At 70.9% G+C, this 25,507-nt stretch carries 25 protein-coding genes; 11 read left to right on the top strand and 14 right to left on the bottom strand.

The genetic code is table 11. The features are described 5' to 3' along the window. The first annotated feature begins 5 nt into the window (after nucleotides 1–5). Entirely contained in the window at nucleotides 6–374 is a 369-nt protein-coding gene (locus ABT340_RS21320) for a DUF4440 domain-containing protein (RefSeq protein WP_352012529.1), read from the top strand. A gap of 11 nt (nucleotides 375–385) precedes the next feature. On the opposite strand, the gene ABT340_RS21315 is transcribed toward ABT340_RS21320, so the two are convergent. Both ABT340_RS21315 and ABT340_RS21310 read right to left on the bottom strand, forming a co-directional pair. After that, the gene (locus tag ABT340_RS21315) at nucleotides 386–2,347 is read right to left on the bottom strand and encodes a DUF6596 domain-containing protein (protein WP_352012528.1); all 1,962 of its coding nucleotides are present in this window, start codon (nucleotides 2,345–2,347) and stop codon (nucleotides 386–388) included. Nucleotides 2,348–2,403: 56 nt separating this feature from the next. Next, complete coding sequence (locus ABT340_RS21310; RefSeq protein ID WP_352012527.1) at nucleotides 2,404–4,092, bottom strand: penicillin-binding transpeptidase domain-containing protein; 1,689 nt, start codon at nucleotides 4,090–4,092, stop codon at nucleotides 2,404–2,406. Between the two features lie 418 nt (nucleotides 4,093–4,510). Here ABT340_RS21310 and ABT340_RS21305 point away from each other — a divergent pair, with 418 nt between their 5' ends. Next, nucleotides 4,511–5,137: a YigZ family protein gene (locus ABT340_RS21305; RefSeq protein WP_352012526.1), complete on the top strand. Its 627-nt coding sequence runs from the start codon at nucleotides 4,511–4,513 to the stop codon at nucleotides 5,135–5,137. A gap of 15 nt (nucleotides 5,138–5,152) precedes the next feature. Here the strand turns inward: ABT340_RS21305 and ABT340_RS21300 are convergent, their stop codons facing one another. Further along, nucleotides 5,153–6,382 carry an isochorismate synthase gene (locus tag ABT340_RS21300; RefSeq protein ID WP_352012525.1) on the bottom strand — a complete coding sequence of 410 codons (1,230 nt, stop codon included), beginning with the start codon at nucleotides 6,380–6,382 and terminating at the stop codon, nucleotides 5,153–5,155. Nucleotides 6,383–6,549: 167 nt separating this feature from the next. Between ABT340_RS21300 and ABT340_RS21295 the strand changes: the two genes are divergently transcribed. After that, nucleotides 6,550–7,437 carry an SGNH/GDSL hydrolase family protein gene (locus ABT340_RS21295; RefSeq protein ID WP_352012524.1) on the top strand — a complete coding sequence of 296 codons (888 nt, stop codon included), beginning with the start codon at nucleotides 6,550–6,552 and terminating at the stop codon, nucleotides 7,435–7,437. 106 nt (nucleotides 7,438–7,543) lie between these two features. On the opposite strand, the gene ABT340_RS21290 is transcribed toward ABT340_RS21295, so the two are convergent. Genes ABT340_RS21290 through ABT340_RS21275 form a run of 4 tightly spaced genes read right to left on the bottom strand, consistent with a single transcriptional unit; the run spans nucleotide 7,544 to nucleotide 10,930 of the window. Continuing rightward, nucleotides 7,544–8,752 (bottom strand): MFS transporter, encoded by a 1,209-nt coding sequence (locus ABT340_RS21290; RefSeq protein ID WP_352012523.1) that lies wholly within the window; start codon nucleotides 8,750–8,752, stop codon nucleotides 7,544–7,546. Nucleotides 8,753–8,781: 29 nt separating this feature from the next. Next, on the bottom strand, nucleotides 8,782–10,386 hold the full coding sequence (locus tag ABT340_RS21285; RefSeq protein WP_352012522.1) for a DHA2 family efflux MFS transporter permease subunit: 1,605 nt from the start codon (nucleotides 10,384–10,386) through the stop codon (nucleotides 8,782–8,784). 17 nt (nucleotides 10,387–10,403) lie between these two features. Continuing rightward, a complete protein-coding gene (locus tag ABT340_RS21280) occupies nucleotides 10,404–10,748 on the bottom strand; it encodes a VOC family protein (protein ID WP_352012521.1) in 345 nt (114 codons plus the stop codon). Nucleotides 10,749–10,750: 2 nt separating this feature from the next. Then, complete coding sequence (locus tag ABT340_RS21275) at nucleotides 10,751–10,930, bottom strand: ribbon-helix-helix domain-containing protein (protein ID WP_352012520.1); 180 nt, start codon at nucleotides 10,928–10,930, stop codon at nucleotides 10,751–10,753. Nucleotides 10,931–11,316: 386 nt separating this feature from the next. On the opposite strand from ABT340_RS21275, the gene ABT340_RS21270 reads away from it, so the two are divergent. Beyond that, entirely contained in the window at nucleotides 11,317–11,607 is a 291-nt protein-coding gene (locus tag ABT340_RS21270; protein WP_352012519.1) for a DUF3040 domain-containing protein, read from the top strand. 34 nt (nucleotides 11,608–11,641) lie between these two features. On the opposite strand, the gene ABT340_RS21265 is transcribed toward ABT340_RS21270, so the two are convergent. Together ABT340_RS21265 and ABT340_RS21260 are read right to left on the bottom strand one after the other, a co-directional pair. Next, nucleotides 11,642–13,270 carry a penicillin-binding transpeptidase domain-containing protein gene (locus ABT340_RS21265; protein ID WP_352012518.1) on the bottom strand — a complete coding sequence of 543 codons (1,629 nt, stop codon included), beginning with the start codon at nucleotides 13,268–13,270 and terminating at the stop codon, nucleotides 11,642–11,644. A gap of 75 nt (nucleotides 13,271–13,345) precedes the next feature. Then, a complete protein-coding gene (locus tag ABT340_RS21260) occupies nucleotides 13,346–13,996 on the bottom strand; it encodes a lysophospholipid acyltransferase family protein (RefSeq protein ID WP_352012517.1) in 651 nt (216 codons plus the stop codon). Between the two features lie 462 nt (nucleotides 13,997–14,458). Here ABT340_RS21260 and ABT340_RS21255 point away from each other — a divergent pair, with 462 nt between their 5' ends. The 3 genes from ABT340_RS21255 to ABT340_RS21245 are packed head-to-tail and all read left to right on the top strand — an operon-like array spanning nucleotide 14,459 to nucleotide 16,661. Then, on the top strand, nucleotides 14,459–14,860 hold the full coding sequence (locus ABT340_RS21255; protein WP_352012516.1) for a GntR family transcriptional regulator: 402 nt from the start codon (nucleotides 14,459–14,461) through the stop codon (nucleotides 14,858–14,860). Beyond that, on the top strand, nucleotides 14,857–15,702 hold the full coding sequence (locus tag ABT340_RS21250; protein WP_352012515.1) for an ABC transporter ATP-binding protein: 846 nt from the start codon (nucleotides 14,857–14,859) through the stop codon (nucleotides 15,700–15,702). The genes ABT340_RS21255 and ABT340_RS21250 overlap by 4 nt, the downstream gene beginning before the upstream one ends. After that, a complete protein-coding gene (locus ABT340_RS21245) occupies nucleotides 15,699–16,661 on the top strand; it encodes an ABC transporter permease (RefSeq protein WP_352012514.1) in 963 nt (320 codons plus the stop codon). The genes ABT340_RS21250 and ABT340_RS21245 overlap by 4 nt, the downstream gene beginning before the upstream one ends. Nucleotides 16,662–16,691: 30 nt before the next feature. Here the strand turns inward: ABT340_RS21245 and ABT340_RS21240 are convergent, their stop codons facing one another. Then, on the bottom strand, nucleotides 16,692–17,666 hold the full coding sequence (locus ABT340_RS21240) for a tyrosine-type recombinase/integrase (RefSeq protein WP_352012513.1): 975 nt from the start codon (nucleotides 17,664–17,666) through the stop codon (nucleotides 16,692–16,694). Nucleotides 17,667–17,830: 164 nt separating this feature from the next. Here ABT340_RS21240 and ABT340_RS21235 point away from each other — a divergent pair, with 164 nt between their 5' ends. Together ABT340_RS21235 and ABT340_RS21230 are read left to right on the top strand one after the other, a co-directional pair. Then, on the top strand, nucleotides 17,831–18,808 hold the full coding sequence (locus ABT340_RS21235) for a DUF4037 domain-containing protein (RefSeq protein ID WP_352012512.1): 978 nt from the start codon (nucleotides 17,831–17,833) through the stop codon (nucleotides 18,806–18,808). A gap of 110 nt (nucleotides 18,809–18,918) precedes the next feature. Further along, entirely contained in the window at nucleotides 18,919–20,523 is a 1,605-nt protein-coding gene (locus ABT340_RS21230) for an ABC-F family ATP-binding cassette domain-containing protein (protein WP_352012511.1), read from the top strand. Nucleotides 20,524–20,529: 6 nt separating this feature from the next. On the opposite strand, the gene ABT340_RS21225 is transcribed toward ABT340_RS21230, so the two are convergent. Continuing rightward, nucleotides 20,530–20,829: a DUF3817 domain-containing protein gene (locus ABT340_RS21225; RefSeq protein ID WP_352012510.1), complete on the bottom strand. Its 300-nt coding sequence runs from the start codon at nucleotides 20,827–20,829 to the stop codon at nucleotides 20,530–20,532. Nucleotides 20,830–20,961: 132 nt separating this feature from the next. Here ABT340_RS21225 and ABT340_RS21220 point away from each other — a divergent pair, with 132 nt between their 5' ends. Then, nucleotides 20,962–21,789, top strand: coding sequence for a MerR family transcriptional regulator (locus ABT340_RS21220; RefSeq protein ID WP_352012509.1), 828 nt, complete (start codon nucleotides 20,962–20,964; stop codon nucleotides 21,787–21,789). Here the strand turns inward: ABT340_RS21220 and map are convergent. After that, nucleotides 21,776–22,543, bottom strand: coding sequence for a type I methionyl aminopeptidase (gene map / locus ABT340_RS21215; protein WP_352012508.1), 768 nt, complete (start codon nucleotides 22,541–22,543; stop codon nucleotides 21,776–21,778). The genes ABT340_RS21220 and map overlap by 14 nt on opposite strands. A 62-nt stretch (nucleotides 22,544–22,605) precedes the next feature. Here map and ABT340_RS21210 point away from each other — a divergent pair, with 62 nt between their 5' ends. Then, a complete protein-coding gene (locus tag ABT340_RS21210) occupies nucleotides 22,606–22,860 on the top strand; it encodes a helix-turn-helix domain-containing protein (protein WP_352012507.1) in 255 nt (84 codons plus the stop codon). Here ABT340_RS21210 and ABT340_RS21205 read toward each other — a convergent pair. Continuing rightward, nucleotides 22,857–23,858 carry a tyrosine-type recombinase/integrase gene (locus ABT340_RS21205; protein WP_352012506.1) on the bottom strand — a complete coding sequence of 334 codons (1,002 nt, stop codon included), beginning with the start codon at nucleotides 23,856–23,858 and terminating at the stop codon, nucleotides 22,857–22,859. The two genes, ABT340_RS21210 and ABT340_RS21205, sit on opposite strands and share 4 nt — an antisense overlap. A 263-nt stretch (nucleotides 23,859–24,121) precedes the next feature. Then, a complete protein-coding gene (locus ABT340_RS21200) occupies nucleotides 24,122–24,589 on the bottom strand; it encodes a hypothetical protein (RefSeq protein ID WP_352012505.1) in 468 nt (155 codons plus the stop codon). Between the last annotated feature and the right edge of the window lie 918 nt (nucleotides 24,590–25,507).

Here is a 25,507-nt window from a genome sequence, read left to right as displayed (position 1 = left end):
AAGCAGTGGCACACGAGGCCGTCTGGGCGGTCATCACCGCGATGTACGAGGCCTACCTGCGCGGTGACCGGCCGGGGATCGACCGGCTGCTGCATCCCGAGGCGACCATCTGGGACTCGGCGGAGCAGGTGCTGATCACCAGCAGGGAGCAACTGGACAAGGTCCGTGACGCCCGCCCGCAGGACGGTCCCGCCGAGACGGGACTACGGGCCCACGACGAGGTCGTCGACGTGTGGGGCGACACGGCGCTGGCCAGATACCTGCTGCGCGTGGACTTCGCTCAGGGGGCCCCGGAGATCGTGCGGACCACCGCCGTGCTGCGGCGCTCCGGAGACGAGTGGCGCATCGTGCACCTGCACGAGAACACGCTCTGACTCCGCCCAGGTCACCGGGGCCTGAGCCGGCGCAGCGTGTAGCCCTCGCCCGAGGGGTCGAGTGACCGGGTCGCCCGCTTGAAGAGATACTCGGCCCGTTCGTAGGAAAGCCGCCCGCGCCCCGTCTCCGGGCACAGATCCGCCGGGACGGGCCGCCGGGACGGCCCGGGTCTGCGGTCGGCGAGGAACAGCGGGCCGCGGGCCCGGCCGGCCACCAGGCGGGGCAGCAGCCGAGCCGTCCCCGAGCGCCAGCCGATCCAGACGCCGCCCGAGAGCGCCCGGCGATCCTCCAGGTCCAGGTCCTCGACGTTCAGCGACAGCACGGCCCGCACTCCGGCGGCCGACTCGTGCAGCAGCCGCCACAGGGCCAGCTCCCGCACGGGCAGGTCGTCGCGCTCCCAGAGCGCCGCCAGCAGCGCCGGGTCGATCATCTCGGCGGGCGGGCCGGTCTCGGCGCGCCGGTCGAGGCGGGCGGACAGGTCCTCCAGCGAGGCCCAGGCGCAGAAGGAGCGGACGGCGGAGCGGTGCCGGTTCCACGTCCTGGCGGCGGAACCGCCCCAGGCCGTCTCGAACACCCGCGCCACGTGTTCCGGAGTCATCGAGGTGAGCGGGGCGCGCTCGCCCAGGGCCAGGCACAGCCGCCGCAGTGTCTGCCCGTAGGAGCGCGAGGTTCCCGCGTCCAGGTCCTCACGCGCCAGGAAGCCCCGTACGGCCTGGCCGAGCGTGGGCCCGGCCACGTGGGGGAGCGCGAACCCCTCCGCCCGGCGGAGCAGGAAGTCCCGTTCGGCGGCGTTGCCGGTGAGAAGGGCGGCCCGCTCGAACTCCAGCCGCGCCTCCTCGTACCGTTCCAGCCTGGCCAGCAGATCGCCCCTCACCCCGGGCAGGAGGTGGTAGTCGCGCAGCGCGGGATCCCCGGTGAGCGACTCGACCAGGTCGAGCCCGGCCTGCGGGCCGTGGGCCATCCCCACCGCCACGGCCTGGTTGAGCCGCACGACCGGGGTGGGCAGCAGCAGGGCCAGTGCCTCGTACAGGCTCGCGATCCGCGCCCAGTCGGTCTCCTCGGCGCTCGCCGCCTGCGCGTGGCACACGGCGATCGCGGCCTGCAGCACGTACGGCCCCGGCGTGCCGCCCGCCTGCCTGGCCCGTAGCATCGCGGCGAAGCCACGGTGGATGAGCAACCGGTCCCAGCGCCCCCGGTTCTGCTCGTGCAGCTGGACGGGCTCACCGGAGGGACCGGTACGCGCCGCCTCGCGGGAGGCCTGGATCTCCATCAGCGCGACCAGCCCGTGCACCTCCGCCTCGTACGGCGCCAGCCCGGCCAGCAGCCTGCCCAGGCGCAGCGCCTCAAGGCAGAGCGCGGGACGCGTCAGGTCGTCCCCCGAGGTCGCCGAGTATCCCTCGTTGAAGATCAGGTAGATGACCTCCAGCACCGAGGCCAGCCGCCCGGCCAGCTCGGGGCCCCGCGGCAGCTCGAACGGCACCCGCGCCTCGGCGAGGACACCTTTGGCCTCGGCGACACGGCGGGCGATCGACCGCTCGTCGGTCAGGAAGGCCCGGGCGATCTCCGCGGTCGTCAGGCCGCCGACGAGCCGCAGGGTCAGCGCCACCCGCGCCTCGGTCGCCAGGATCGGGTGGCAGGAGACGAACATCAGCCGCAGCACGTCGTCCTGTCCGGGGTCCCGCTCGGGGTCCGGCGGCTGGTCCGCCTCCCGGGTGAGGCGTTCGTCACCGAGTTCGAGGCGCCGCGCGCGCCGGATGTGGTCGACGGCCCGGCGTTTGGCGACGGCCGTCAGCCAGGCGCCCGGGTTGTCGGGGACACCGGAGTCCGGCCACTGTTCGAGCGCGGAGACGAGCGCGTCCTGGGCCAGTTCCTCGGCCAGGCCGACGTCGTGCACCAGCCTGGTGAGACCGGCGACGATCTTCGCCGATTCGAGTTTCCAGACCGCGCCGACCGTGCGATGGACGTCCGTCACGGCATCGATGACAGCATCCGTCACCTCGGCTCGCAAACCGGCGAAGCGCTGGAGGGCTACCGCAGGGCGTTCAGGAAGCGGGCCGCGACCGGGGCGGCCGTCGCTCCGCCGCTGCCGCCGTTCTGGACGAAGGCCGCGAAGGCCAGGGAGCCGCGGTAGCCGATGAACCAGGCGTGGGAGTGGCCTCCGGCGACCTCGGCGGTGCCGGTCTTGCCCGCGGTGCCGGGGGGCAGGCCCGCCGCCGCGGCGGTGCCCTGGGTGACGACGGCGCCCATCATGTCCCGCAGTTGCGCGGCCACCTCGTCTCCGATCGGCACCTCGGGCGGTGAGTCGGCCGGGGGTCGTTCGGTCATGACCGCCGGTTTCCACACGCCGGTCGCGGCGGCCGCGGCGACCTCGGCCATGCACAGCGGGCTGGCCTGCACCGAGTTCTGCCCGATGGCGTCGGAGCCGAGCTCGTTCAGGTCGGTGTGCGGCCTGATCCGGCAGGAGCTGAGGCCGGGCTTCTCCCTGAAGCCGAACCGGTCGGCGGCCTCGGCCCGCAGGCCGCCGTCCCGCAGCCGTTCGTAGGACTGCTGGACGAAGGTGGTGTTGCAGGACAGCGCGAAGGCCGTGGTGAGGGGGAGGACGCCGCGGTCGGCCGGTTCGGCGTTCGTGAAGCGCCTGGCGTTGGGGATGGTGTAGGCGGCGGGGCAGGGGACCGGGGACCGGGAGGTCAGCCCGGTGCGCAGCAGCGCGGCGGCGGTCACCACCTTGAACGTCGAGCCGGGCGGGTAGAGGCCGTTGAAGGCGCCCTTGCCGCCCAGGGTGTCGGCCACCGCCCGCACCTGGCGGGTGCGCAGGTCGATCGCCACGAGGGCGGCGGGCGCCTGCAGGCCGTCCAGGGCGTGGGCCGCGGCGCTCTGCACGTCCTGGGAGATCGTGGTGCGGGCGGCCTCACCCCCTTTGGAAGGGGAGGCCAGCAGGACCCGTCCCGAGGGGAGCTCCCGCAGCTTCAGCTCGGTCGTGGTGCCCTCCAGCCCGGTGAAGTAGTCACCCGCCCTGCTGCCGGAGGGGAACGGCAGGCCCTCGCGGGTGAGCGTGGCCGGTCGCCTGACCTTGGTCTCGGTGAGCCGCAGGCTCCTTCCCTCGCCGAGCGAGGGGTGCATCGTCTGCGGGGTCCAGCGGACGCGCCACTGGCCGGCGTGCCGTACCAGGTGCAGCACGGAGGAGAACGGCCACGGCCCGAGGCCGGTGATCTGCCGTACCCCCTGGAAGGGCACCTCGGCTTCGAGCGCGCTGCGCCGCCGCGGTGTCTGCGGGGTCAGGGACGGCGGCGCGGTGATCCGCAGTTCGGCGTCGAAGCGGCGGTGCCGTTCGGCGAAGTCGGCGGGGGGAGCCGAGACGAGGCCGGCCATCGCGGCCAGGTCCCCGGCCTGCCAGGCGGCGAGGTACCTCACCGCGACCTCCTGCGGATCCCCTGCCTGAACAGTGGCCTGAACAGTGGCCTGAACGGTGGCCTGGGTGGTGGCCTGGACGGCGGCAGGGGGCGCGACGGGCGGAGGCGACGACGGAGCGGGGGACACCGGGGGCGACGTTTCGGGCGCGGGGGTCTCGGCCGGCTCGAAGACGAAGGTTCCGGCGGCCCTCGGAGTCGGCGTGGGCGAGGTGGAACCGCCGTCCGTGACGATCAAAGCCCCGTACACGCCGAACCCGGCGATCGCGAGCGCCAGGGCGATCAGGGCGAGAACCAACCGGCCGCGCATGTCCTCCTCCGGAGGTCTCGACGGGGGCACGCGAACGTCCGGAAACGGTCTCGTCCATCGTCCGTACGGCTGCGCGTCCCTGATTGTGCACCATATAGTGTGAAATCCATAATCCTGGGACGTGCTGAATATCGCCGTGGATGAAACAGATGGGATATGCGACCGAATTCCCTTACATCAAGCTTTCTCCAGAAATTCAGACATCTGCTAGTAAGAGATGGGTTTTCCCGGTTCGCGGAAAGACGCGCGAAAATCGGGAACCCGACAAGCGGGGCTCCCGCACCGGGCCCGGGTGGTGCGACCGTCCGTGCCGGGGCCGGCACGCTCTCGGGCTTCGAGCCGGCCGTCGGGCCCGTAGCGAGCCGGTCAAGCCCGGGGCGCCGTGAATCTACTTTGTAAAGGCGAGTAGCCTGGAGGAATGGCCCAGCCGTACCTGACCCCGGAGGGCGTCACCGAGCACGAGATCGAGATCAAGCGGTCACGGTTCATCTGCGCTCTGGCCCCCGTCCGCTCGGAGGAGGAGGCGCGCGCCTTCGTCGCGGCCCGTAAGGGGCTGTACGCCGACGCGACCCACAACTGCTCGGCCTACGCGGTCGGGGGAGAGCTGGGCGCCCGCAGGGCCGACGACGACGGCGAGCCCGGCGGCACCGCGGGCACCCCGATGCTGGAGACGCTGCTGCGCAGGGGGATGGGCGACGTGGTCGCGGTGGTCACCCGTTACTTCGGCGGGGTGAAACTGGGGGCGGGCGGCCTGGTCAGGGCGTACGGCTCCGCGGTCGGCAAGACCCTGGACCTGGCGCCGCTGGCCGAGATGGTCCCGGCGAGGGTGATGACGGTGACCGTCGACCACGTCCGCGCCGGGCGCCTGGAGAACGACCTGCGCGCCTCGCCGTACGAGGTCAGGCAGGTCGGTTACGGCGCGGAGGTCTCCTTCCAGGTCGCGGTGCGCGAGCGCGACCTGGCGGCCTTCCCCGACTGGGTCGCCACCCTGACCTCGGGCGGCGCCGAGGTCGAGCGGGGTGAGGCGATCCACCTGCGGGCCTGACCCCGGCCCGGGTGGTCAGCCCTCCAGGGCGTACTGCATCACCCGGAACTTGGCCTGGGCCTCGGCCAGTTCGGCGGCCGGGACGGAGTCGCCCATGATGCCGCAGCCGGCGAACAGGCGGGCGCGGGAGCCGTCGACGCGCGCGCACCGCAGCGCGATGCCCCACTCTCCGTCGCCCCGGGCGTCGATCCAGCCGACCGGGCCCGCGTAACCGCCCCGGTCCATGCCCTCAAGCTCGCGGATGACCTCCAGGGCCGTGCGTGTCGGCGTGCCGCCGACGGCGGCCGTCGGATGCATGGCGGCGACCACGTCCAGCACCGAGGCGCCCGCCGAAAGGCGGCCGGTCACCGGGCTCGCCAGATGCTGGACGTTCGGCAGCACCAGCAGTTCGGGTTCGGCGGGCACGTTCAGCTCCGAGCAGAGCGGGGCCAAGGCGGCCCGGACGGAGTCGACGGCGCAGGCGTGCTCGTGACGGTCCTTGCCCGAGGCGCGCAGCGCGGCGCCGCGCCGTCTGTCGTCGGTCTCGTCGGCACCCCGCGGGGTCGTGCCCGCGAGCACCAGTGACTCGACGGTCTCGCCGGTGCGCCTGACCAGCAGTTCGGGGGTCGCGCCGACCAGCCCGTCGCAGGAGAAGGCGTAGCAGTCCGGGTAGCGGCCGGTCAGGCGGGCCAGCAGCACGCGCACGTCGATCGCCCGTTCCGCGACGGCGGTCAGGTCGCGGGCGAGCACGGCTTTCTCCAGACGGCCGGACCTGATCCGCGCCACGGCCCTGGCCACGGCGTGCTCCCACTCGGGGGCGGTCAGGCTGCCGTCGCCGTAGCGGATCCTGCCGGGGTCGCGCGGTGCCGTGACCAGGTCGAGCGGTTGCCCGCCGACGGTGGTCAGCCAGGCGCGGCCCGCACGGCGGGCCAGGACGATCCTGGGGACGACGAGGACGGAGCCGGGGGAGTCCTCGTCGAAGGTGAAGGAGCCGAAGGCGACCGGTCCCGAGCCGGGGACGCCGACGCCGTCGTCCACATGGGCCTCGCCGAGGGTCGCCGCCAGCCAGTCGCGGGCCCAGCCGAACCGTCCGGGACCGGGGGGAATCTCGGCCCTCGCGGCCTCTCCCCAGGCGACCAGGCCTTCGCCGCGCCTGATCCAGGCGTACGGCGCGGCCTCGGGGAGCCGGGAGAGCAGATCGACGGGGTCGTCGACGGGGGTGGTTCTCACCACGAGGGGGCGGGTCAGTCCGAGCGCGACACTCACCCGGAACACTCTATTCCGCGCTCCGGCCGCGTCCGGAGCCCGGTCCCTCGCCCGGCCGGGGCGCCGTGCTCCGTCAAGAAATCCGAAAGCGGCCGGTCGGCGGCGGGCGGCCCGGTGTCCTGCGGTGATACATCCGAAGCACTGGTGATCTCTCAGGCGGAGGTGTCATGCCCGGCAGGACTGTGATGGTGCTCACGGCGGCGGCGGCGTTCACGGCCCCGTGGGCCGCCTGCCCGGCTGAGGCCTCACCCGCGGTCTCGTCTTCGGCCCCTGACGCGCGGGGGCCGTGGCGTCCCGCGGTGATCGCGGCGCTCGGTGACTCGATCAGTGCGGGCTTCAACGCCTGCGGCTGGTACGTCTCCTGCCGTTCCCGGTCCTGGTCGACCGGCGACGACGTGGGTGTCCAGAGTCACTACATGCGCCTGCTCGACCTGAACGCGGGGCCCGCGCTCGGGAGCGAGGTGAACCTCGCCGTGCCGGGAACGACCAGCGCGGGCCTGGCCGCCCAGGTCGGCCAGGCGGTCGCGCGGCGGGCCGACTATGTGACGGTGCTGGTCGGCGCGCAGGACGCCTGCGCCGAGCAGGAGCGGCTGATGACCCCGGTCTCCGTCTACGAGCGGCGGGTGGCCGGGGCGCTGGCCGCTTTCAAGCGGTCCAGGCCCGGCGGCAGGGTGTTCCTGGCGAGTGTGCCCGATCTGAAGCGGTTGTGGCGGGTCGGCAGGGACAACCTGGTGGCGCGTGGTTTCTGGGCGGTCGGCAGGATCTGTCCCACGATGCTGGCCAAGGCGTCCTCCGACGCCCCGGCCGACCGGGCCCGCCGTGACCGGGTGCGTGCCCGGGTGGCCGCCTACAACGCCGCCCTGGCCAGGGTCTGCGCGGCGTACGGCCCGGCCTGCAGGTTCGACGGCAACGCCCTGTTCGACTGCCCGTTCACCCTGGACCAGGTCAGCAGGTGGGACTTCTTCCACCCGAACGCGGCGGGGCAGCGGCTGATCGCGCAGCGGACCTACCCGGTGGTCCGTGACTGGTTCGAGCGGCCGGAGCTTCAGCCTTGATCGGACGAAGGAAAAATCTACATTGTAAAGGCGCCTGGCAGGGGAAAATCACGAACAGAGGCGAGGCCAACCCCCTCAGCGAGGACGTGAAGGGCCTGCCGGGGCCTCATCTGCGAGGCAGCAGTACGGCGGACGCGCACATCACGCCCGCGGCGACGAAGAGTGATGTGCGGGTGCCGGTCCAGGTCGCCGTGAGGCCGCCGAGGAGGATGAACAGGGGCTGGGTGACCGTCGTGGCGAACGACCACAGGGTGGCCACGCGGGCCATCAGGTGGTCAGGGGTCTGCGCCTGCCGGTATCCGGCCATGGTGGAGTTCGCGGTACCGGCGAACAGCAGGACCATGCCGAACCCGAAGCCGCACATCAGCAGTCCGGGTGTGCCGGGGAGCGCCGCCGGGATGAGGAGATACCAGGGGCCGCGCAGCATGCCGGTCCACCACAGGGCGCGTACGGCTCCCAGCCGGGTCACGAGTTTCGGGGCGAGTCTGGCGCCGAGGAACCCGCCCAGTGACGGCACTCCCATCAGCAGTCCGTACTGCCAGGCGTCGAAGCGCAGGTCGCGCAGGTAGAACACGGCGCTCACCGAGGCCGCCATCGAGCTGGCGCCGGCGAAGGTCACCCAGCTGATCAGGATCGGCCGGAGCGTCGGGTGTCCCCAGGCGAAGCGCCATCCGGCGAACAGTTCCGCGCGTCGTGACGAGCGTTCGTCGCGCGTGGGCGGGGCCGGCTCCGGGGCGCGCAGGGTCTTGATCGCTGCCGCGCTGACCAGGAAGGACAGGGCGTCGACGGCCAGGGAGCCGGCCGCGGTGAGGAAGCCGATGAGGGCGCCGCCCAGCGAGGGGCCGGCCGAGACGCCGAGCCAGCGTGTCGACTCAAGGCGGCTGTTGGCCTCGATCAGCTGTTGTGCCGAGACCAGCGCTTTGAGGTGGGCCTGGGCGGCGGCGGTGAACGCGATCTGGCACGCGGCGTTGATCACGGCGATCACGCCCAGTTGCACGAAGGTGAGAAGGCCCGTGACCGCCGCGATCGGGACACTCGCCAGGCAGGCGAATCTGATGACGTCGGCTGTGATCATCACTGGGCGTTTGTGCCTGAACTCGACGTGGTCGCCGAGGGGAAACGCCAGCAGTGCGGTGGTGATCGCGGTCAGTGCCGACAGCAGCGCGACCTGGAAGGTCGAGGCTTCGACGACGGTTACGGCGACGACGGGCAGTGCCACCATGCCGACGGCCGATCCGAGTTGGCTGATGGCCAGGCCCGTCCAGAGCCGTTGGAAGTCGGCGTGGCCTCTGAGGCTTGTCTGGGGGGAAGTCACTCTGCCGCATTATGTCGTGGCGATCGGCTTCAGTTGGCCGTCTGGCCGCCGGTGGTTTCGGGGACACCGGGCCGGTGGCCGGTTGGGCGGCGGCGTCGCATCAGGACGCAGGAGAGGGCGCCGAGTGTGATCACGGCGATGGGCAGTGCCAGGGTCGGCCGCATCGCGTGGACGAATCCGTGCTCGAACACCGACTCCGCCGTCCGGTGAATGTGTTCGGCGAGGTCCGCCGGTGTTCCCGGGGGTGGCCTCAGTGCGGCGCCGGCTTCCAGGCCGCTTTCTGCGGCGTTGTCGAAGCCGGTCAGGAACCGGTCGCGGATGCCGGCGGGAAGGTCGGCGGCCTGTTTGGCGGCCTCGGTGTGGAGTGAGGCGGCGAGGCGGTTCTGCAGTACGGCGCCGACCGCGGCGCTGCCGCAGATCGTGCCGATCTGCCGGATGGTGTTCAGCACCCCGGAGGCGGCTCCGGCCAGTCCGGGTTCCACGTTGCGCAGGGCGACCGTGACCATCGGGCCGAACACGCAGCCGATGCCGGCCCCGGTCATGATCAGGGCGGGTTGGAACTCCCATCCCGTACGGCCGACGTCGGTGACCCAGGCGAGCCAGGTCAGGCCGGCCGCGAACAGGGTCAGGCCGCCCATCAGGATGTATGTGCCGCCGATCCGGTCCGACATCCGGCCGGCGAGCGGTGACAGGAGTGCCGATACCATCATCGCCGGCGCCATCACCAGGCCGGCCGTGAAGGCGCTGAGGTGCAGCACCGACTGCAGGTAGATCATCACCGGCAGGAACAGGCCGATCATGCCGACCTGGACGGTCGCGGACACGAAGCTCATGACGGCGTAGCCGCGGTCGCGGAAGAGCGCGAAGGGCAGCAGTGGTTCGTCGCCCTGCCGGCTGCGCTGGTGGATCAGGAACGCCGCCAGTGACAGCGCGGCGCCGCCCAGCAACGCCTGGATTGCGGTGCCCCAGTCGTATCGTTCGCCTTCGGTGAGGGCGAAGGTCAGGCAGAACAGTGTGGCCGTGGCGAGTGTGACGCCCGGCATGTCCAGTCTGCGGTGGGAGCCGTGCCGGGTGTCGGGAACGAGGGTGAGGGCCATCGCGAGGACGACGGCGCCGATCGGGACGTTCACGAAGAAGATCCAGCGCCAGTCGGTCGTGCTGACGAGGAGTCCGCCGAGGGTGGGGCCTGCGATGGTGGCCACGCCAGCGACCGCGCCCCAGACGCCGAGTGCCGCGCCGCGGCGCTCGGCCGGGAACGTGCCGATGATGATGGTCATCGTCTGCGGCACCAGCGCCGCGGCGCCCAGCCCCTGTACGGCGCGGGCGGTGATGAGCTGGGCCGGGTCCTGGGCGAGTCCGCAGAGTACGGACGCCACGGTGAACAGTGCGACGCCTGCGACGAACATGGTGCGTGGCCCGCGCACGTCGCCCAGGCGCCCGGAGGTGATCAGCAGTGCGGCGAGGACGAGGACGTAGACGTTGATCACCCACAGCATCTCGTCGAGTGACGCGTGCAGTTCGCCGATCATGCTGGGGATGGCGACGTTGACGACGGTGATGTCCAGCAGCGTCATGAAGAATCCGAGGCTGAGGGTCAGCAGTACCGCCCATGGGTCGCCGCGCCATCTGCTCATCCGTGGCTCCTGGGCTGTCAGCTCTTGGCGGGGGCCTGCAGGCTCCACAGCCGCCCGTCGGGGTCGCGGACGGTCATCTCCCGGGTCCCGTAGTGGGTGTCCTCGAACGGGGTGACCACTTCGACGGCCGGGTCGGTGTGGAAGAGGTCCTCGTCGGCCACCTTCAGGGCGAGCTGTACTCGGGGTTCGCGGTTCTCGGGGATTTCGACGGTGACGAGATAGGGGCCTTCGCCGTTGCGGAAGACGCCGGAGCCGTCGCCGGTGGAGATCTCCAGTTCGAAACCCAGTGCCTGGAGGAACCTCGCGGTTCTTCCCCAGTTGTGGGTCTCCAGGAACACCGCCTCGAGTCCTTGGGTCGTCATTGTCATGACTCCTTGTGTGGTGATTGCCGTTGTTGCCCGGGGGTGTCGTCGAGGTAGGCGCGCAGGGCGTCGGCGACCAGCGCGGACAGGGACATGCCCTGCTCGATCGCGTGGTGCTTAACCTGTCTGATCAGCCCTGTCGGGAGGTACACGTTGAACTGCTTGACTTCCGCGTCACCCATGACGCCGATGCTAGCATCCTAGCAAGCTAGATCGCACGGTCGTTTCCGTGACCCCGCCGCGCGCGGGTGACGCGGGGTTGTGGCCGGTGCGCCGGTCGTGATCGCGGTGGTGAGGCGGGCCGCGAGGATCTGTTCACGGAAAACAGGAGCGTCATACGTCCGTGCGGTCGTCGGCTCCGCCCGGTGGTTTGCCGGGGCTGGCGGAAGGCGGCCGCCGGGTCACGGAAAGGACCGCTGCGGGAGAGCGTTCGCCCACGTCGCAGGCCGCGGGGAACACAGGTGGCGGGGGCGGAAAGAAGCGGTAAATCGCCGCCATGTAAATGGATAACGATCTTCATGATTGGGCAGGAAACCGGCACACGCCTTGCGTCCCGGGGAGGTACGGCATGGCCTGGTCGCAAGACGAGGAGCGAATGCTGCTGCAGATCGAGCGTCACCTCACCGACGAGGACCCACGCTTGGCAGCTCGGCTGGAGTCGTTCAACGAGCGTGTCCAGCGTCAGGAGGGCCGCCGCAGGCGCCGTGTGCGCGGGGAGGGCGGGGAGGGCGGCCCGGCCAGGGGTCCGCGCGGGACGACGGTCGTCATCGTGGTCAGCTGGATGCTGATCGCGATCCTGATCGCCATGCTGCTCGTCCTGGTGTTGCGTCACGAGGCCGCGGCGGCGCTCCCTCTCTGAGGACCCGGCGGGCTCGGGCGGGGAGTGGGGAGCCTCAGCCCAGCGCGCGCAGGAAGGCCGCCGCCACCGGGGCCGCGACCGCTCCGCCTCCGGTGCCCTCCTCGACGATCACCGCGAAGGCCAGGTCGCCGCGGAAGCCCATGAACCAGGCGTGGGTCTTGAGGTCGTCCTGCGGGCCGTACTCGGCGGTTCCGGTCTTGCCGCGGGTGCCCGCGGGCAGGCCGGCGTCCTTGGCCGTTCCCTTGGTGACGACCGCGGACATCATCTTGTGCATGTCCTGCAGGACTCCGGAGGGCAGTTCCCGGGGTTCGGCCTTCTGCTTGAGCGCGGGGACCAGGGTGGGCGGCCGCCAGGTGCCGTCGGCCAGGGCCGCAGCGGCGGAGGCCATCACCAGGGGGCTGGCGGTGATGCGGCCCTGGCCGAAGGACTCGGCGGCGAGTTCGGCGTCGCTCTGCGCCCTGGGGAAGCTTCCCTTGGTCGCGGGGACGCCGATGGTGAGCGGTTTGTTGAAGCCGAACAGCTCCGCGGCCCGCAGCAGTTTGTCGGCGCCGAGCCGTTCCTTGGTGAGGGGGGCGAAGGTGGTGTTGCAGGAGTAGGCGAAGGCGTCGGAAAGGGTGACCGCCCCGTAGCCCGCGTGGTGGGAGTTGCGGATGGGCAGGCCGCCGACGGTGACGTCCTTGGGGCAGGTGACGTCCTCGCCGGGGGTCATTCCCGAGGCGAGCAGTCCGACGGCGGTGACGGCCTTGAAGGTGGAGCCGGGCGGGTAGTTGCCGTCGAGGGCGCGGTTGAAGCCGCCCTGGTTGTTGACCACGGCGAGGATCTCGCCGGAGGAGGGTTTGACCGCCACCAGTGACGCGGTCTGCTTGAGGTCGCGTACGGCGTCGGCCGCGGCGCGCTGGACCCGCAGGTCGAGGCTGGTCTTCACCTCCTGGCCGTCGTGTCCCTCGATCGTGTCGAGGGTCTTGGCGGTCTTGCCGGGTCCGACGATCTGGATCTCGGTGGCGGGGGCGCCCGCCAGGCTCCGCTGGAAGGTCTGCTGCAGCCCGCCCCTGCCGATCGGGTCGCCCGCCTTGTACGGCGCGCCGAGGGTTTTGACGTCCTTGTCGGTCGCCTTGTCGAGGTAGCCGACGAGTTGCTGGACCGAGCCGCCGGCGTCGCCGGTGTCGATGCGTTCGCCGCCCGCGGCGGTGATCTGGGCGCGCTGCGGCCACTTGGTCTTCAGGGCGAAGGCGGAGCCGTCGGCCAGGCGGGGGTGGAAGGCGGCGGGGGACCACTTGACCCGCCAGTTGCGGTCGACGACCGCCAGGGGGAGGGTGCCGGTGTAGTCCCACTGGCCGATGTCGCGCAGGCGCAGGGTCGCGGTGTAGGCGGCCTCCCCGGTGCCGTCGCCGGTCTCGCGGACGGAGCCGAGGCGGATGGAGACCGACTCGACCGCGAGGTTCCTGCGCATGTCCTCATAGGTCTTGGCGAGCGCCGGGGCGGGGGTGCCCGTCTCGGCGCGCATGGCGGCGAGGTCGCCCGTCTGCCAGGCGGTCACGAATCGCTGAGCGGTCTCCTGGGGGGTGCCTCTGGTATGCAGGAACCACCAGGCCCCGGCACCCGCCGCCCCCGCGGTGAGTACGACGGCTGCCGACGTGATCGCGATCGTCCTGCCCTTCGGCACTTGGCTACCCCCCCAGTTGTCCGTGCCCGAAGGTCGCAGCCTAGCGTGAACGCCCCGAATTGTGACGACAAATAGTCAATTGTCCTTACTGCGGCTGGGGGCGTATCCCGGGGCGCGCTCCTGGCCGGACAGCACGTGGATCGCGTCCATGATCTCATCGGTCACCCGGCGGCGGTCACGGGCGTCGGTGTGCGAACCGGTGAAGGTCAGGGGGGCTCCGATCCGGATGCCGACCCTGCCGAACCTGGGCACGCCGGTGCCGATCGGCAGGACCTTGTCCGTGCCCTTCATCGCCACCGGGATGACCGGGGCGCCGGTGGCCAGGGCGAGCCAGGCGACTCCGATCTTGCCGCGGTAGAGACGGCCGTCGGGGGAACGGGTGCCCTCGGGGTAGATGCCGAAGAGCTCGCCGTCCTTGAGCACCTTGGCGGCGGCGTCCAGCATGTCCTGCGCGGCGGTCGGGCTCTGCCGGTCGATGGGGAGCTGCCCGGTGGCCCGCATCCAGGCGGCGGTGACGGGGTTGCCGGTGAAGTACTCGGCCTTGGCGACGAAACGCACCTGGCGGGGCAGTACCAGCGGCAGGAAGGTGGAGTCCACCACGGACAGGTGGTTGGAGGCCAGAATCGCCGGTCCCGTGTCCGGCACGTGTTCGGCCCCGGTGACCGTGGTCGGCCACATCAGGTGCAGGAAAGGAGCGCTGACGATCTTGGTCAGGCGATAGAGCACGGGCTCTCCTCATCAGATGGGATCACCACACTAGGCGGTGTCCCGGCGTCCCGCTGGTGTGTGCACCCGAACAGGCGGCGTCTTCATGTTTGTAGCCTCCCTCCAAAGCCGGAGGCCTCCCACGAGAGGAAACCGCAAAACGAACGCCCCGTGGGAGCGGACTCCCACGGGGCGCAACGTTTGAGCCGATGTGGCGGTCGCCTCCTCGGCGAGAGGCACAACACGGCTCCAGCCGAACGGTATTCCGTGAAGGCGGTAATTTGCGGCCCGGGGGACACAAACCACATCGGCACGATCACTCTAACGGACGCCGGGCGGTGGTTATTCCGTAACGGGCCCGGTGTGTCAGCTCCGATGCGGCGCGGGCCCGTGCGCGGGGCCCTGCACGGAGCGCGCACGCGGGGCCGGGTTGACAGCGGACGACCGGCTCCAACACCCTTTCACTAATCGAATAGTGAAAGGGTGTTTTCGTTGATCGAGTTCGTCCTGGACAGGGGCTCGGGCGTCGCCACGTACCTGCAGCTCGTTCACCAGGTGAAACAGGCGCTCCGGCTCGGCGTGCTCCGTCCCGGGGACCAGTTGCCGACCGCCCGCGAGGTGGTCGAGAGCCTGGCCATCAATCCCAACACCGTGCTCAAGGCCTACCGGGAGCTGGAGCGCGAGGGCCTGGTCGAGGGGCGGCCGGGGATGGGGACGTTCGTCCGGCAGGGTGTCGCGGGCGCGACGCTCGCCGAGCACACACGGCTGCGGCGCGCCCTGGAGGCGTGGGTGTCCGAGGCCCGCGCGGCGGGACTCGACCAGGAGGATCTCCGGGCGCTGTTCGCCGTGGTCCTGACCGACGCCGCGAAGGAGGGCGTGGCATGAGGCCCGTCCTGGAGGCGACCGGGCTGGGTGTTCGCTATCGCCGTACATGGGCGTTACGCGACTGCTCGCTGTCGTTGCCCGCAGGCCGGGTGGCGGCGCTCGTCGGACCCAACGGGGCGGGCAAGACCACACTCATGCACGCGGCCGTCGGGCTGCTGCGGCCCAGGTCGGGGGGCGTCCGCGTGGCCGGTACGGCCGCGTTCGTGGCGCAGGACAAACCGCTGTACGACGGCTTCAGCGTCGCCGACATGCTCACCTTCGGCCGCCGGACGAACGCCCGCTGGGACCAGGCCTCCGCCGTCGACCGGCTCGCCGGGCTGGGCATACCGCTGGAACGGAAGGTGAGCGGGCTGTCGGGCGGGCAGCGGGCGCAGGTGGCGGTCACGATGGCCCTGGCCGGCCGGCCGGACCTGCTCATCCTGGACGAACCGCTGGCCAACCTCGACCCGCTGGCCCGTCACGACGTGATGCGTTCGATCATGGCGGAAGTGGCCGATCGGGAGCTGACCGTGCTGCTGTCCTCGCACGTCGTCTCCGACCTGGAGGAGACGTGCGACTGGCTGATCGTGCTGAACGGGGGACGGCTGCAGGTCAGCGGTGACATCGAGGAACTGCTCCGGGAGCACCTCGTGCTCACCGGGCCGCGGGAGGCCACGGCGGCGGGGGTACGGGTGGTGAGCGAGAGCCGTACCGGCAGGCAGACCGGCATGCTGGTCAGGGGACCGTGCCCGCCCGACCCGCGCTGGCGGGCACGACACCCCGGGCTGGAGGAACTCGTCATGGGCTACCTGCGCAGCCCCGAGTCGGCGGCCCTGCCGCGACCGGCGGGGGTGGACGCGTGATCTGGGTGACCTGGCGCCAGCACCGGGCGCAGATCCTCGTGACGGCGGGCTTCCTGGCCCTGCTGGGGCTCCTGCTGCTGGGTTCGGCCGTCGAGGCGGGCCGGTACGTGGCCGAGCACGCCCCGCCGGGCTGCCCGGGGCCCGACGTGGCGTGCGGAGAGCTGGAGGTGGCGCTCGGGCGGCGCTACGGCGCGGTCTACACGATCTTCGGATGGATGCCGCTGGTGGCCCCCGCACTGATCGGGGCGTTCTGGGGCGCGCCGCTGCTCGGCCGCGAGTACGAGCGCGGCACCCACCGGCTGGCCTGGACCCAGTCGGTGTCCGTACGGCGGTGGCTGCTGGTCAAGCTGTCGGTCCTGGGCGCGACGGTCACGGCCGGGGGGCTGCTGCTGTCGCTCATGGTGAGCCTGTGGCGGCCGGTGTTCAGGAAGGGGGCCGACTCCACCTTCGGCAACATCGGCGTGTTCAACATGGTCGGGGTCCAGCCCGGGGTGTGGTGGCTGTACGCGTTCATGCTCGGCGTCGCGGCCGGCGCCCTGTTCCGGCGGACGCTGCCCGCGATGGCGCTGGTCGTGGCGGGGGTGACGGTGACGATGTTCACGCTGTTCCAGCTGAGCGACCACTACGCCGAACCTGTGCGCGCCGAGCTGTCCGGCGACGTGCTGCTCGCCGACCCGGACGCCCGGCTGGTGGGCGCCGCCTGGGTGGAGCCGTCGGGCAGGGAGGTCACCGAGCCGTCGGTCGGCGGCTGCCCGCACCGGGCGGACATGGGACGGAGCGACAGGAACGCCAGAGCGTGGGAGGCGTGCCTGTTCGGCAAGGGGTACCGGCACGCGGTGTACTACCACCCGCCGTCCAGGTTCTGGCGCTTCCAGTGGACCGAGGCGGGCATCCTGACGCTCGCGTCGGCGGCTCTCGCCGGGCTGGCCGTACGCCGCACGCTGCGCAGGCCCGGCTGACGGCCCGGCCGGCGGGCCGGCGCCTGCGGGTCACAGCGGTCTGGCGGGGGGAAGGGTGATCCTGTCGACCGCCTCACGGCGGCGCCGTTCGGGGCGCCGGTCGTAGCGGGCCGTGGTGGCGGGGGAGGAGTGACCCACGAGGGCCTGGGCGGTGGCCAGGTCGACGCCCGCGTCGAGCAGCTCCCCGATGAAGGTGCGCCGGAAGTCGTGCGGGGTGCGGGCGGAGGTCCCGGCCTGAGCCAGCCGTCTGGCCAGGATGTCGGCGACCGCCTGCCCCGTCATGGGGGCGGGCCCGGCCCCGGTGGTCCTGAGCGAGCCGTACCGGCCGATGGGGCAGAACAGCGCCCCGGCGGGACGCCCCCGTACGGCCAGCCACCGCTCCAGCCTGCCGACGGCCTCGGACGTCAGGTAGACCAGCCGTTCCTTGTCGCGCTTGCCGCGCACCCGCAGGGAACGGGCCCCGGGGTCGTAGTCGTCCAGGGCCATCGCGGCGATCTCGGCGCGCCTGCAGCCGGTGGAGTACAGCACGGCGAGCAGGGCGGCGTCGCGTGTCCCGGCGGGGGAGGGGTCGTCGTCGCAGGCGGCCAGGGCGGCGCCGACGACCTCGGGCGGAACGTGCCTGCCCGCGGGAAGACGGGTGTGTTCGACGGTGGGCAGGTCGGCGGCGCGCTGGTACTCCTCGGCGGTCATCTGGCCCAGGCGCCACGCCTCGCGCAGCACCCTGCGCAGCGCGACGAGGTGTTTGTTGACATAGGCGGCCGACCAGCCGCGTTCGGTCATCAGGGTGCGCAGGCGCACGGTGTGCTCGTAACGCAGCAGATGCCAGGGCTGGCCCTCACCGCTGGCGGCCTGCCCGCCGGAGACGAGACCGGCCAGGCGGTCCAGGCAGCCGCGCATGGCGCGGCGGGACTCGGAGCTGGTCAGGGAGTCGAGGTACACCCGGTAGGGATCACGGGCGGGTTCGACGACGGGCCCGGAGGGCTCGGGCAGCACGGGCACGCTCACCCGGCGACCTTATCGAACCCTGAAAATCTACATTGTAAAGCAACCGGGTTGGATGCCCTTCCTCACACACCACAAAAACCCCTCATCGAGGAAGGAGAGGCCTCCTCCGGAGGGGAGAAAACCCGGTGCGCCAGGCGGTTCCGGCAGGCAGAGTGAATGGAGTGATGTCCAGTTTTGTCCCTGGTCTGCAGTTTTCACGTGACTTCTACACGCAGGAGGTACGGCCCGTCATCGCCGGCGTCGCGCACAGCGCGGCGTTGATCGGGCCGGGCTCGGAGGTGCTGGCGTTCGACACCGAGCGTTCGGCCGCCCGTGGCTGGGGGCCGCGGGTGGTGGTGTTCGTTCCCGAGGGGTCGGTGGGTGAGGTCACCGCGTCGCTGGCCGAGGCGTTGCCCCGGGTGTTCGGTGGTTATCCGGTCGTGGTGGGGGAGGGCGGGGTCCGGGTGGTGGAGCCCTCGGTGTGGTTGCCGGGCAGGCTGGGGTTCGATCCGCTGGCCGGGGCCGGGGTGCTGGATTGGTTGTCGGTTCCCTGGCAGCGGTTGGCGGAGGTCACCGGTGGTGAGGTTTTCCACGATGGTCTGGGGGTTCTGGAGCGGGTTCGTTCGGTGTTGCGCTGGTATCCGGCTGATCTGGAGCGTTACGTGCTGGCGTGTCAGTGGCGGCGGGTGGCGCGGTTGGAGTCCTTTCCCCGGAGGTGCGGGGAGACGGGCGACGATCTGGGGTCGGCGGTGTTCACGGCGTCGCTGGTGGGGGAGTTGATGCGGCTGGTGTTGCTGGTGCGGCGCCGGTATCCGCCGTATGCGAAGTGGGTTGGGGGTGCGTTCGCGCGGCTTTCCGGTACGGCGGAGCTGGGTGAGGTGTTGTCGGCGGCGGTGGGGGCGGGGGATTGGCGGGTTCGTGAGCGGTGTTTGGGGGAGGCGGTCGAGCGGGTGTCGGTGTTGCACGGGCGGCTGGGGTTGGGGGCGGCGGTGCGGGGTGGTGGCGCGTGGGGGGTGGCTGAGGCGTTGGCCGGTGGGGTGGTCGATCCGGTGGTCAGGGGGTTTCCGTTGACGGGGTCGGTGGATCAGCTGGGTGGGTGTGCGGAGTTGCTTGAGGATCCGGTGCGGTGCCGGGCGGCGGTGGGGGCCGTATTGGGGTTGTGAGGGGGTGGGGGGTGGCGGCTATGGTGGGGGGATGTTCGCCCGGATTTCTTAGCTGAGGACTCGCTTCCACGTCAGGAGTGTGTCCTTTTCGCTATCCGGAGCGTTTTTTCGTGATTACTGTCTGTGGTGTCGGTGTGCGGGCCGGCGCGCGTCTGTTGCTGTCCGATGTCTCCTTCTCGGTGTCTCCCGGTGATCGGGTGGGCCTGGTGGGCCGTAACGGTGCGGGCAAGACGACGTTGTTGTCGGTTCTGGCGGGTCTGTCGGAGCCGGCTGGGGGGACGGTCACCCGTAGGGGGCCGGTGGGGTTCCTCGCGCAGGACTCGCGGGCCGCTGATCAGTCGGTCTCGGTCACCGATCGGATTCTGTCGGCTCGTGGCCTGGATGCGGTTTCGCGTCGTCTCCGGGCGGCTGAGGGGGCGATGGCCGGGGCGGAGGGGCCCGCGTTGGAGCGGGCGATGGCTCGTTACGCGCGGGCGGAGGCGGAGTTCCAGGCGGGCGGCGGGTATGCGGCGGAGGCGGAGGCGGCTCGGGTGGCGGCCGGTCTGGGGTTGCCTGAGCGGGTGTTGGCGGAGCCGTTGGGGGCGTTGTCGGGTGGGCAGCGGCGCCGGGTCGAGCTGGCGCGGATTCTGTTCGCGGGGTACGGCGGGGGCACGTTGTTGCTGGATGAGCCGACGAACCATCTGGATGTCGACGCGCTGGCGTGGCTGCGGTCTTTCCTGCTGGGGTATCGGGGTGGGCTGTTGGTGATCAGTCATGACACGGCGTTGCTGGCCGGGGTGGTCAACCGGGTCTTCCATGTGGACGCCGTGCGGGGTGCGGTCGATGTGCACAACACGGGGTGGGCGGCGTATCTGGCGCAGCGTGAGGCCGATGAGCGGCGGCGGGTGCGGGAGAGGGTGAACGCTGAGCGTAAGGCGGCGTCGTTGCACGCGCAGGCGGATCGGATGAAGGCGCGTTCGGCGACTTCGGTGGTGGCCAGGAGTATGGCGCGGCGGGCGGATCGGATGCTGGCCGGTCTTGAGCCGGTGCGGCGTGCGGAGAAGGTGGCGAGGATTCGGCTGCCGGAGCCTGAGCCGTGTGGGCGGGTGCCGTTGGGTGCGGTGGGCCTGTCGAAGTCCTATGGCGGCCGCCGGGTGCTGGACGGGGTTGATCTGGCGGTGGATCGGGGTGCCCGGGTGGTGGTGCTGGGTCTCAACGGTGCGGGCAAGACGACGTTGTTGCGTGTGCTGGCGGGCCGGGAGGAGCCGGATGGTGGCCGGGTGGTGCGGGGGCAGGGGTTGCGGCTGGGGTATTTCGCGCAGGAGCACGACACCGTCCGGGGGGATCGTACGGTGCGGCAGAACCTGGTGGAGGTGGCGCCGCATCTGACGGATGGTGAGGTGCGGGGGGTGTTGGGGGCTTTTCTGTTCCGGGGGGACGATGTCGACAAGCCGGCCGGGGTGTTGTCGGGTGGGGAGCGGACGCGTCTGGTGTTGGCGGGGTTGGTTCACTCGGGGGCGAATGTGTTGTTGCTGGATGAGCCGACGAACAATCTCGATCCGGCGTCGCGGGGTGAGGTGCTGGCGGCGGTGGGTTCCTATCCGGGGGCGATCGTGATGGTCACCCATGATGAGGGGGCCGTGGAGGCGTTGCGGCCGGATCGTGTCCTGTTGTTGCCGGAGGCGGATGAGGATCTGTGGGGTGAGGAGTATCGGGGGTTGGTCGCTTTGTCGTGAGGGGGGTCACACGGTGGCGGTGTGGCGGGTGAGCATGCGTCGTTCGAACCACAGGGAGGTGAAGGGGGGGATGGCGCAGGCCAGGCCGAGTGCCGTGGTGGGGATGCTCCAGCGGGCGGTGCGGGCGGCGGCGATGACTCCGGCGACGTAGAGGACGAACAGTGCGCCGTGGATGGGGCCGAACACTCTGACGCCGAGGTCGCCGGTGGCGGCGATGTATTTGAAGTACATCCCGATGAGGAGTCCGGCCCATGAGCACGCTTCGGCGATGGCGACGTATCGGAACAGGCGGAGCGTGGTGGGCACGGTGGGGGACCTCTCCCTTGGGGACCGGGAACGGGGGGTGGGTTGGTCCTCACCTTAGGGGTGGTGGGTGGCGGTCCTGTTTCCGGGTTGTCGGCGGTGTCTTCGGGCTGGTGGGGGCGGCATGCTGGAGGGGTGGATGTGGATGATGGGCTGCTGCCGATCGGGCAGTTCGCGAGGTTGTGCCGGTTGAGTGTGAAGCAGTTGCGGCATTACGCGGATTTGGGGTTGCTGGTTCCGGCGTGGATCGATCCTGACAGTGGTTACCGGTATTACCGGGTGGCGCAGGCCAGGCAGGCGTTGTCGATCGGGTTGCTGCGGTCGTTGGATGTGCCGTTGAGCGCTGTCGGTGAGGTGTTGTCGGGGGTGGCGGTGGCTGAGGTGCTGGGGCGGGTGCGTGATGAGTTGGAGGCGGAGCTGGCGCGGCGGAGCCGTACGTTGGCGACGTTGGAGCGGTTGTTGGTGTCGGGGGTGCCGCCGGTTGAGGTGACGGTGGAGCGGCAGGGGCCCCGTCAGGTGGTGTTGGTGCGTGATGAGGCGGTTTCGCCGCAGGACATCGCTCGGGCGACGGGGGCGTGTGTGGCGTCGTTGGTGCGTGCTGTCCGGGAGGGCGGGTTGGAGGAGGGGTTGCGGTTGACGGGTTTGTTTCCGGTGGAGATGGGGGAGCCGATTCCGGTGGTGGTCGCGGCGGAGTTCGGGGGGCCTGCTCCGCGGGGGACGCGGCCGTACATTCTGCCGGGTGGGGTGTTCGCGGGGGCGGTGCATGTGGGGCCGTATGACCAGATTGATTTGACCGCGCATGCTGTGTTGGCGTGGTGTGCTGAGCGGGGTCATACGCCGGATGGGCCGATTCGGGAGGTTTATCTGTCGGATCCGGCGCGGACTTCGCCGGATCGGTTGCGTACCCGGGTGATGGTCAGGTTGGGGGAGCAGGGTCTTTCGGAGGGTCTCACGGCAGGGTGAGGATGCGGGGGCCGTCGTCGGTGATGGCGACGGTGTGTTCGACGTGGACGGCTTGGCTGCCGTCGACGCTGGTCAGGGCCCAGCCGTCGGGGGCGGTGAGGTAGGTGTCGTGGCCTCCGGCCATGAACATGGGTTCGATGGCGAGGACGAGGCCGGGGCGGAGGGTCATTCCGCGGCCTGGGCGGCCGTGGTTGGCGACGTGTGGGTCTTCGTGCATGGCGCGGCCGATGCCGTGGCCTCCGAAGTCGGTGGGGATGCCGTATCCGGCGTGGCGGCCGACGGTGGCGACGGCGTGGCCGATGTCGCCCAGTCGGCTGCCGGGTGTGCAGGTGGTGATGGCGTTGGCGAGGGCGGTTTCGGCGTCGTTGATGAGTTTCAGGTCCTGGGGGTCGGCTGGGCCGACGGTGAGGCTGATCGCGGCGTCGGCGGCCCAGCCGTCGAGGTAGGCGCCGCAGTCGATGCTGAGCAGGTCGCCGGGGCGTAGCCGGTAGTGGTCGGGGATGCCGTGGACGAGGACGTCGTTGACGGAGGTGCAGATGACGGCGGGGAAGGGGGTGGGGGCGAAGTGGGGTTTGTAGTGGAGGAAGGCGGGTTTGGCGCCGGCCGCCGAGATGACGGTGGCGGCGGTTTCGTTGAGTTCGAGGAGGGTGGTGCCGGGGGTTGCCTGGTCGCGTGCCGCCTGTAGTGCGTTGGCGACGACGCGTCCGGCCTCGCGCATGGCTTCCAGTTCTGCCGTTGTTTTGATCTCGACCACGTGTCACCTTCCGGTCCAATACTTATACCGGTATTGTTATCACGTTTGCTAAGCTTCCGCACATGGTGCGACCCCCACTGACCGAACTCGACCACGAACGCGGCCACCGCCTGGGCGCCCTGCTACGCCAGGCCCGCGGCACCCGCAGCATGACGGAGGTCGCCGCCGCCGCCGGACTGTCCGCGGAGACCCTCCGCAAGATCGAAACCGGCAGAGTCCCCACCCCCGCCTTCTTCACCATCGCCGCCCTCGCCCAGACCCTGAACATCTCCATGGACGTCCTCGCCGAGGTCTGCACCGCCGAACGCGCCGCCTAAACCCCGCCCCCGCCCGAAACACCCCGCTCCCGCAACAACGGATGAGCCCGCATCGCCACCTCCAGCTCACCCGGCAACTCATCCCGGTAACGCCCCAGCGTCGCCAGATCACCGTGCCCCAGCACCCGCCGCACCGCGTCCATGTCCACCGCCTCGGCCAGCAGATGCGTCGCCGTCGTATGCCGCAACCCATGCGGCGTCACCGAACGCCGCCGATCCGGATCAACCCGCCGCTGCACCCGGTCGATCACCGCCTGAACATCCCCCCGCGCCAGCCGCCTGCCCCGCCACGACAACAGCAACGCCTTGTCCTGCACCCCCCGCAGAACCTCACCCCGCCACGACAGATACGCCTCAAGCACCCGCGCCACATCACCCGGCAACGGCACATCACGCGTCTTACCGCCCTTACCGAAGATCCGCCAGTAACGCACCCCGTCGTTGGTGTAGAAATCCTCCACATCCGCCCGCACCAACTCCGAAACCCGCGGCCCCATCGTCGACAGCAACAACACGATCAACGCATCCCGCAACTCCGTCCGCTGATCACGCCGCCGCGCCCGCCCCGCCTCCTCAACCGGCCCGTCACCCAACTCCCGCGCCGCCCCGACCAACCCCTGAGCCTGCTCCCGCGTCAACGCCCGCCGCTGCGGCCGCAACCCGCCACGCTCCTTGGCCGAAACCGTCACCAACGCCATCGGATTGACCTGCACCCACCCCGCCAGCGACGCGTGCTTGAACAACGCGGAAACCGACCGCCGAAACCTCGCCTGCGACGAAGCCGACTGCACCCCGCCCCCCTGACCGGGATCGGCCCGCCGCCCATCGGGCTTACGCGCGAACGCCAGCAGAACCGCATCGACGTCCTCACCGGTCAGATCATCGAGAACCGTCTCCTCACCCGCCAACCCCACGAACGTCGCCACATCACGCGCGTAAACCTCCGCCGTCGCCGGAGACAACGCCCCCGTCAACGTCTTGGCCCGCACCAACTCCACATACCGATCGGCCGACTCCCGCACCGTGAGGCGATTCAGACCCGCTGGCCGCATGACTCCCCGGACACCCTTCCTCGACGATCAGCCCGGCCGTACCCGCCCCAGACCACCCCGCCTGGCACACAGACCGCCACCGGACACCACCGCGGGCACCCCACACCCACACGGGGGAGAGGGGGAAACCAGCCGACGACGCGCAGCGAACCGCCGGCCACGCCCACCCGCCCAACGTAGACGATCACACCCGCCCACGGGCGGACAAGTCACATGTAAGGGCGGGCAGCCGCGACCAACCCGGCAACCGCACCGGCCGTACTGACCGCGACCGCCGACGGGGGAGTGCGCTCCCGCACATCCTCAGCCCGGATCGCCATCACCGCCGGAGGACTCCCCAGATCACCGTAACGAGCCGTGACCGCCTCCGTCACCGCCCTGCCCACGTCGGCCACCACGTCCTTGACCCGCCCGCACCCGCCGCTCACCGACAGATGACCCAGCAACGCCGCGAACCGCAACTCCTCGGCCACCGGCCCAGCCCCGGCCTCACGCTCCGCCGACACCCTCGGCGGATCAAGCCAGAACACCGCGCCGTGCAGAAAACCCGCATACGACACCGCACCCCGGCCCGGCTCCCGCACCGCGTCGGCGAGCAGCCGCCCGAACTCCGCCAGATCAGCGTCCGGCGGCAAATCCGTGGTCACCAGCAACGGCACAATCAGCGAGTCAAGCATCGGCGAACACCCTTCCTGAGAGTCGGCTCATCGTAGAACCCGGCACCGACAATTCCAGGAGCCCACCGCAACCAAGAGGGCAAAACCCAGCCGCCGGACAACATTTCAGGAAAAACCCTCCAGGACGAAAACCACCAGGATCCGGCCCTGCCCCGCCGGACCGGCCACGAGCCGCACCTGAGTAAGACGACCCGCCGGGCGGCGACCCCCGGCCCCCGGAGACCCACCCCGCAAAACCGGCGCAGACCGCCGAAAAACCCGGCAGCCGACAAACTCCTCAAACCTTTCCCCGACAGGAACGAAAACACCACCCGCCCTCCACACACAAAACCACAAAAAAACTCCACGCCCTTCGACCAACGCGTCATCAACGAATTCCACACCAACGGCGGACGCGTCAGCGGACCTTTCGAAAGGACACACCCCCCTTCACCACAACCGAGCGCGAACCGGACCCGTCCCGCCCGCCCACGGCACGGGACGGCCTCCCGTTCGCCACCACCTCGACCGGGGACCGGCTCCACCGCGCCGTCACCGGTCCCGGATGGGCCGTCCGTCGCGTCCTCGCCCCGGGCCCGGCGGCCCGGCGGGGGAGGCCGGTCGCGGTTCCGGCGGACCCGCCGGGCAGGGTCCCTGCGGGGGAGCGCCGGACCCGCGTCGTTCCGTGTCGTCTGTGTGGGGAGCGGGACGCCGGGGCCGTGGGGGCGGTGCTCCCGTCCTGGGCCGGGATTTCTTATACCAAACAGAAACCCAATTCTGTTTGGTATCACGATTTTTCCGGACAAAGCGGGTGAGGCGGTGGAGCCAGGGGACGCCGGAGCCGCGCGCCCAGGTTCGGCGTCCCGCCGCCGGCCAGGACCGTCCGGGCCTGCCGGGCCTCCGGCGTCCGCGTTCGGCCGCTCGCCGGAACCTCGCCGC

This window comes from Streptosporangium sp. NPDC000239, from assembly GCF_040300765.1.
GTDB lineage: Bacteria > Actinomycetota > Actinomycetes > Streptosporangiales > Streptosporangiaceae > Streptosporangium.
This window is presented reverse-complemented; position numbering and strand designations above follow the sequence as displayed.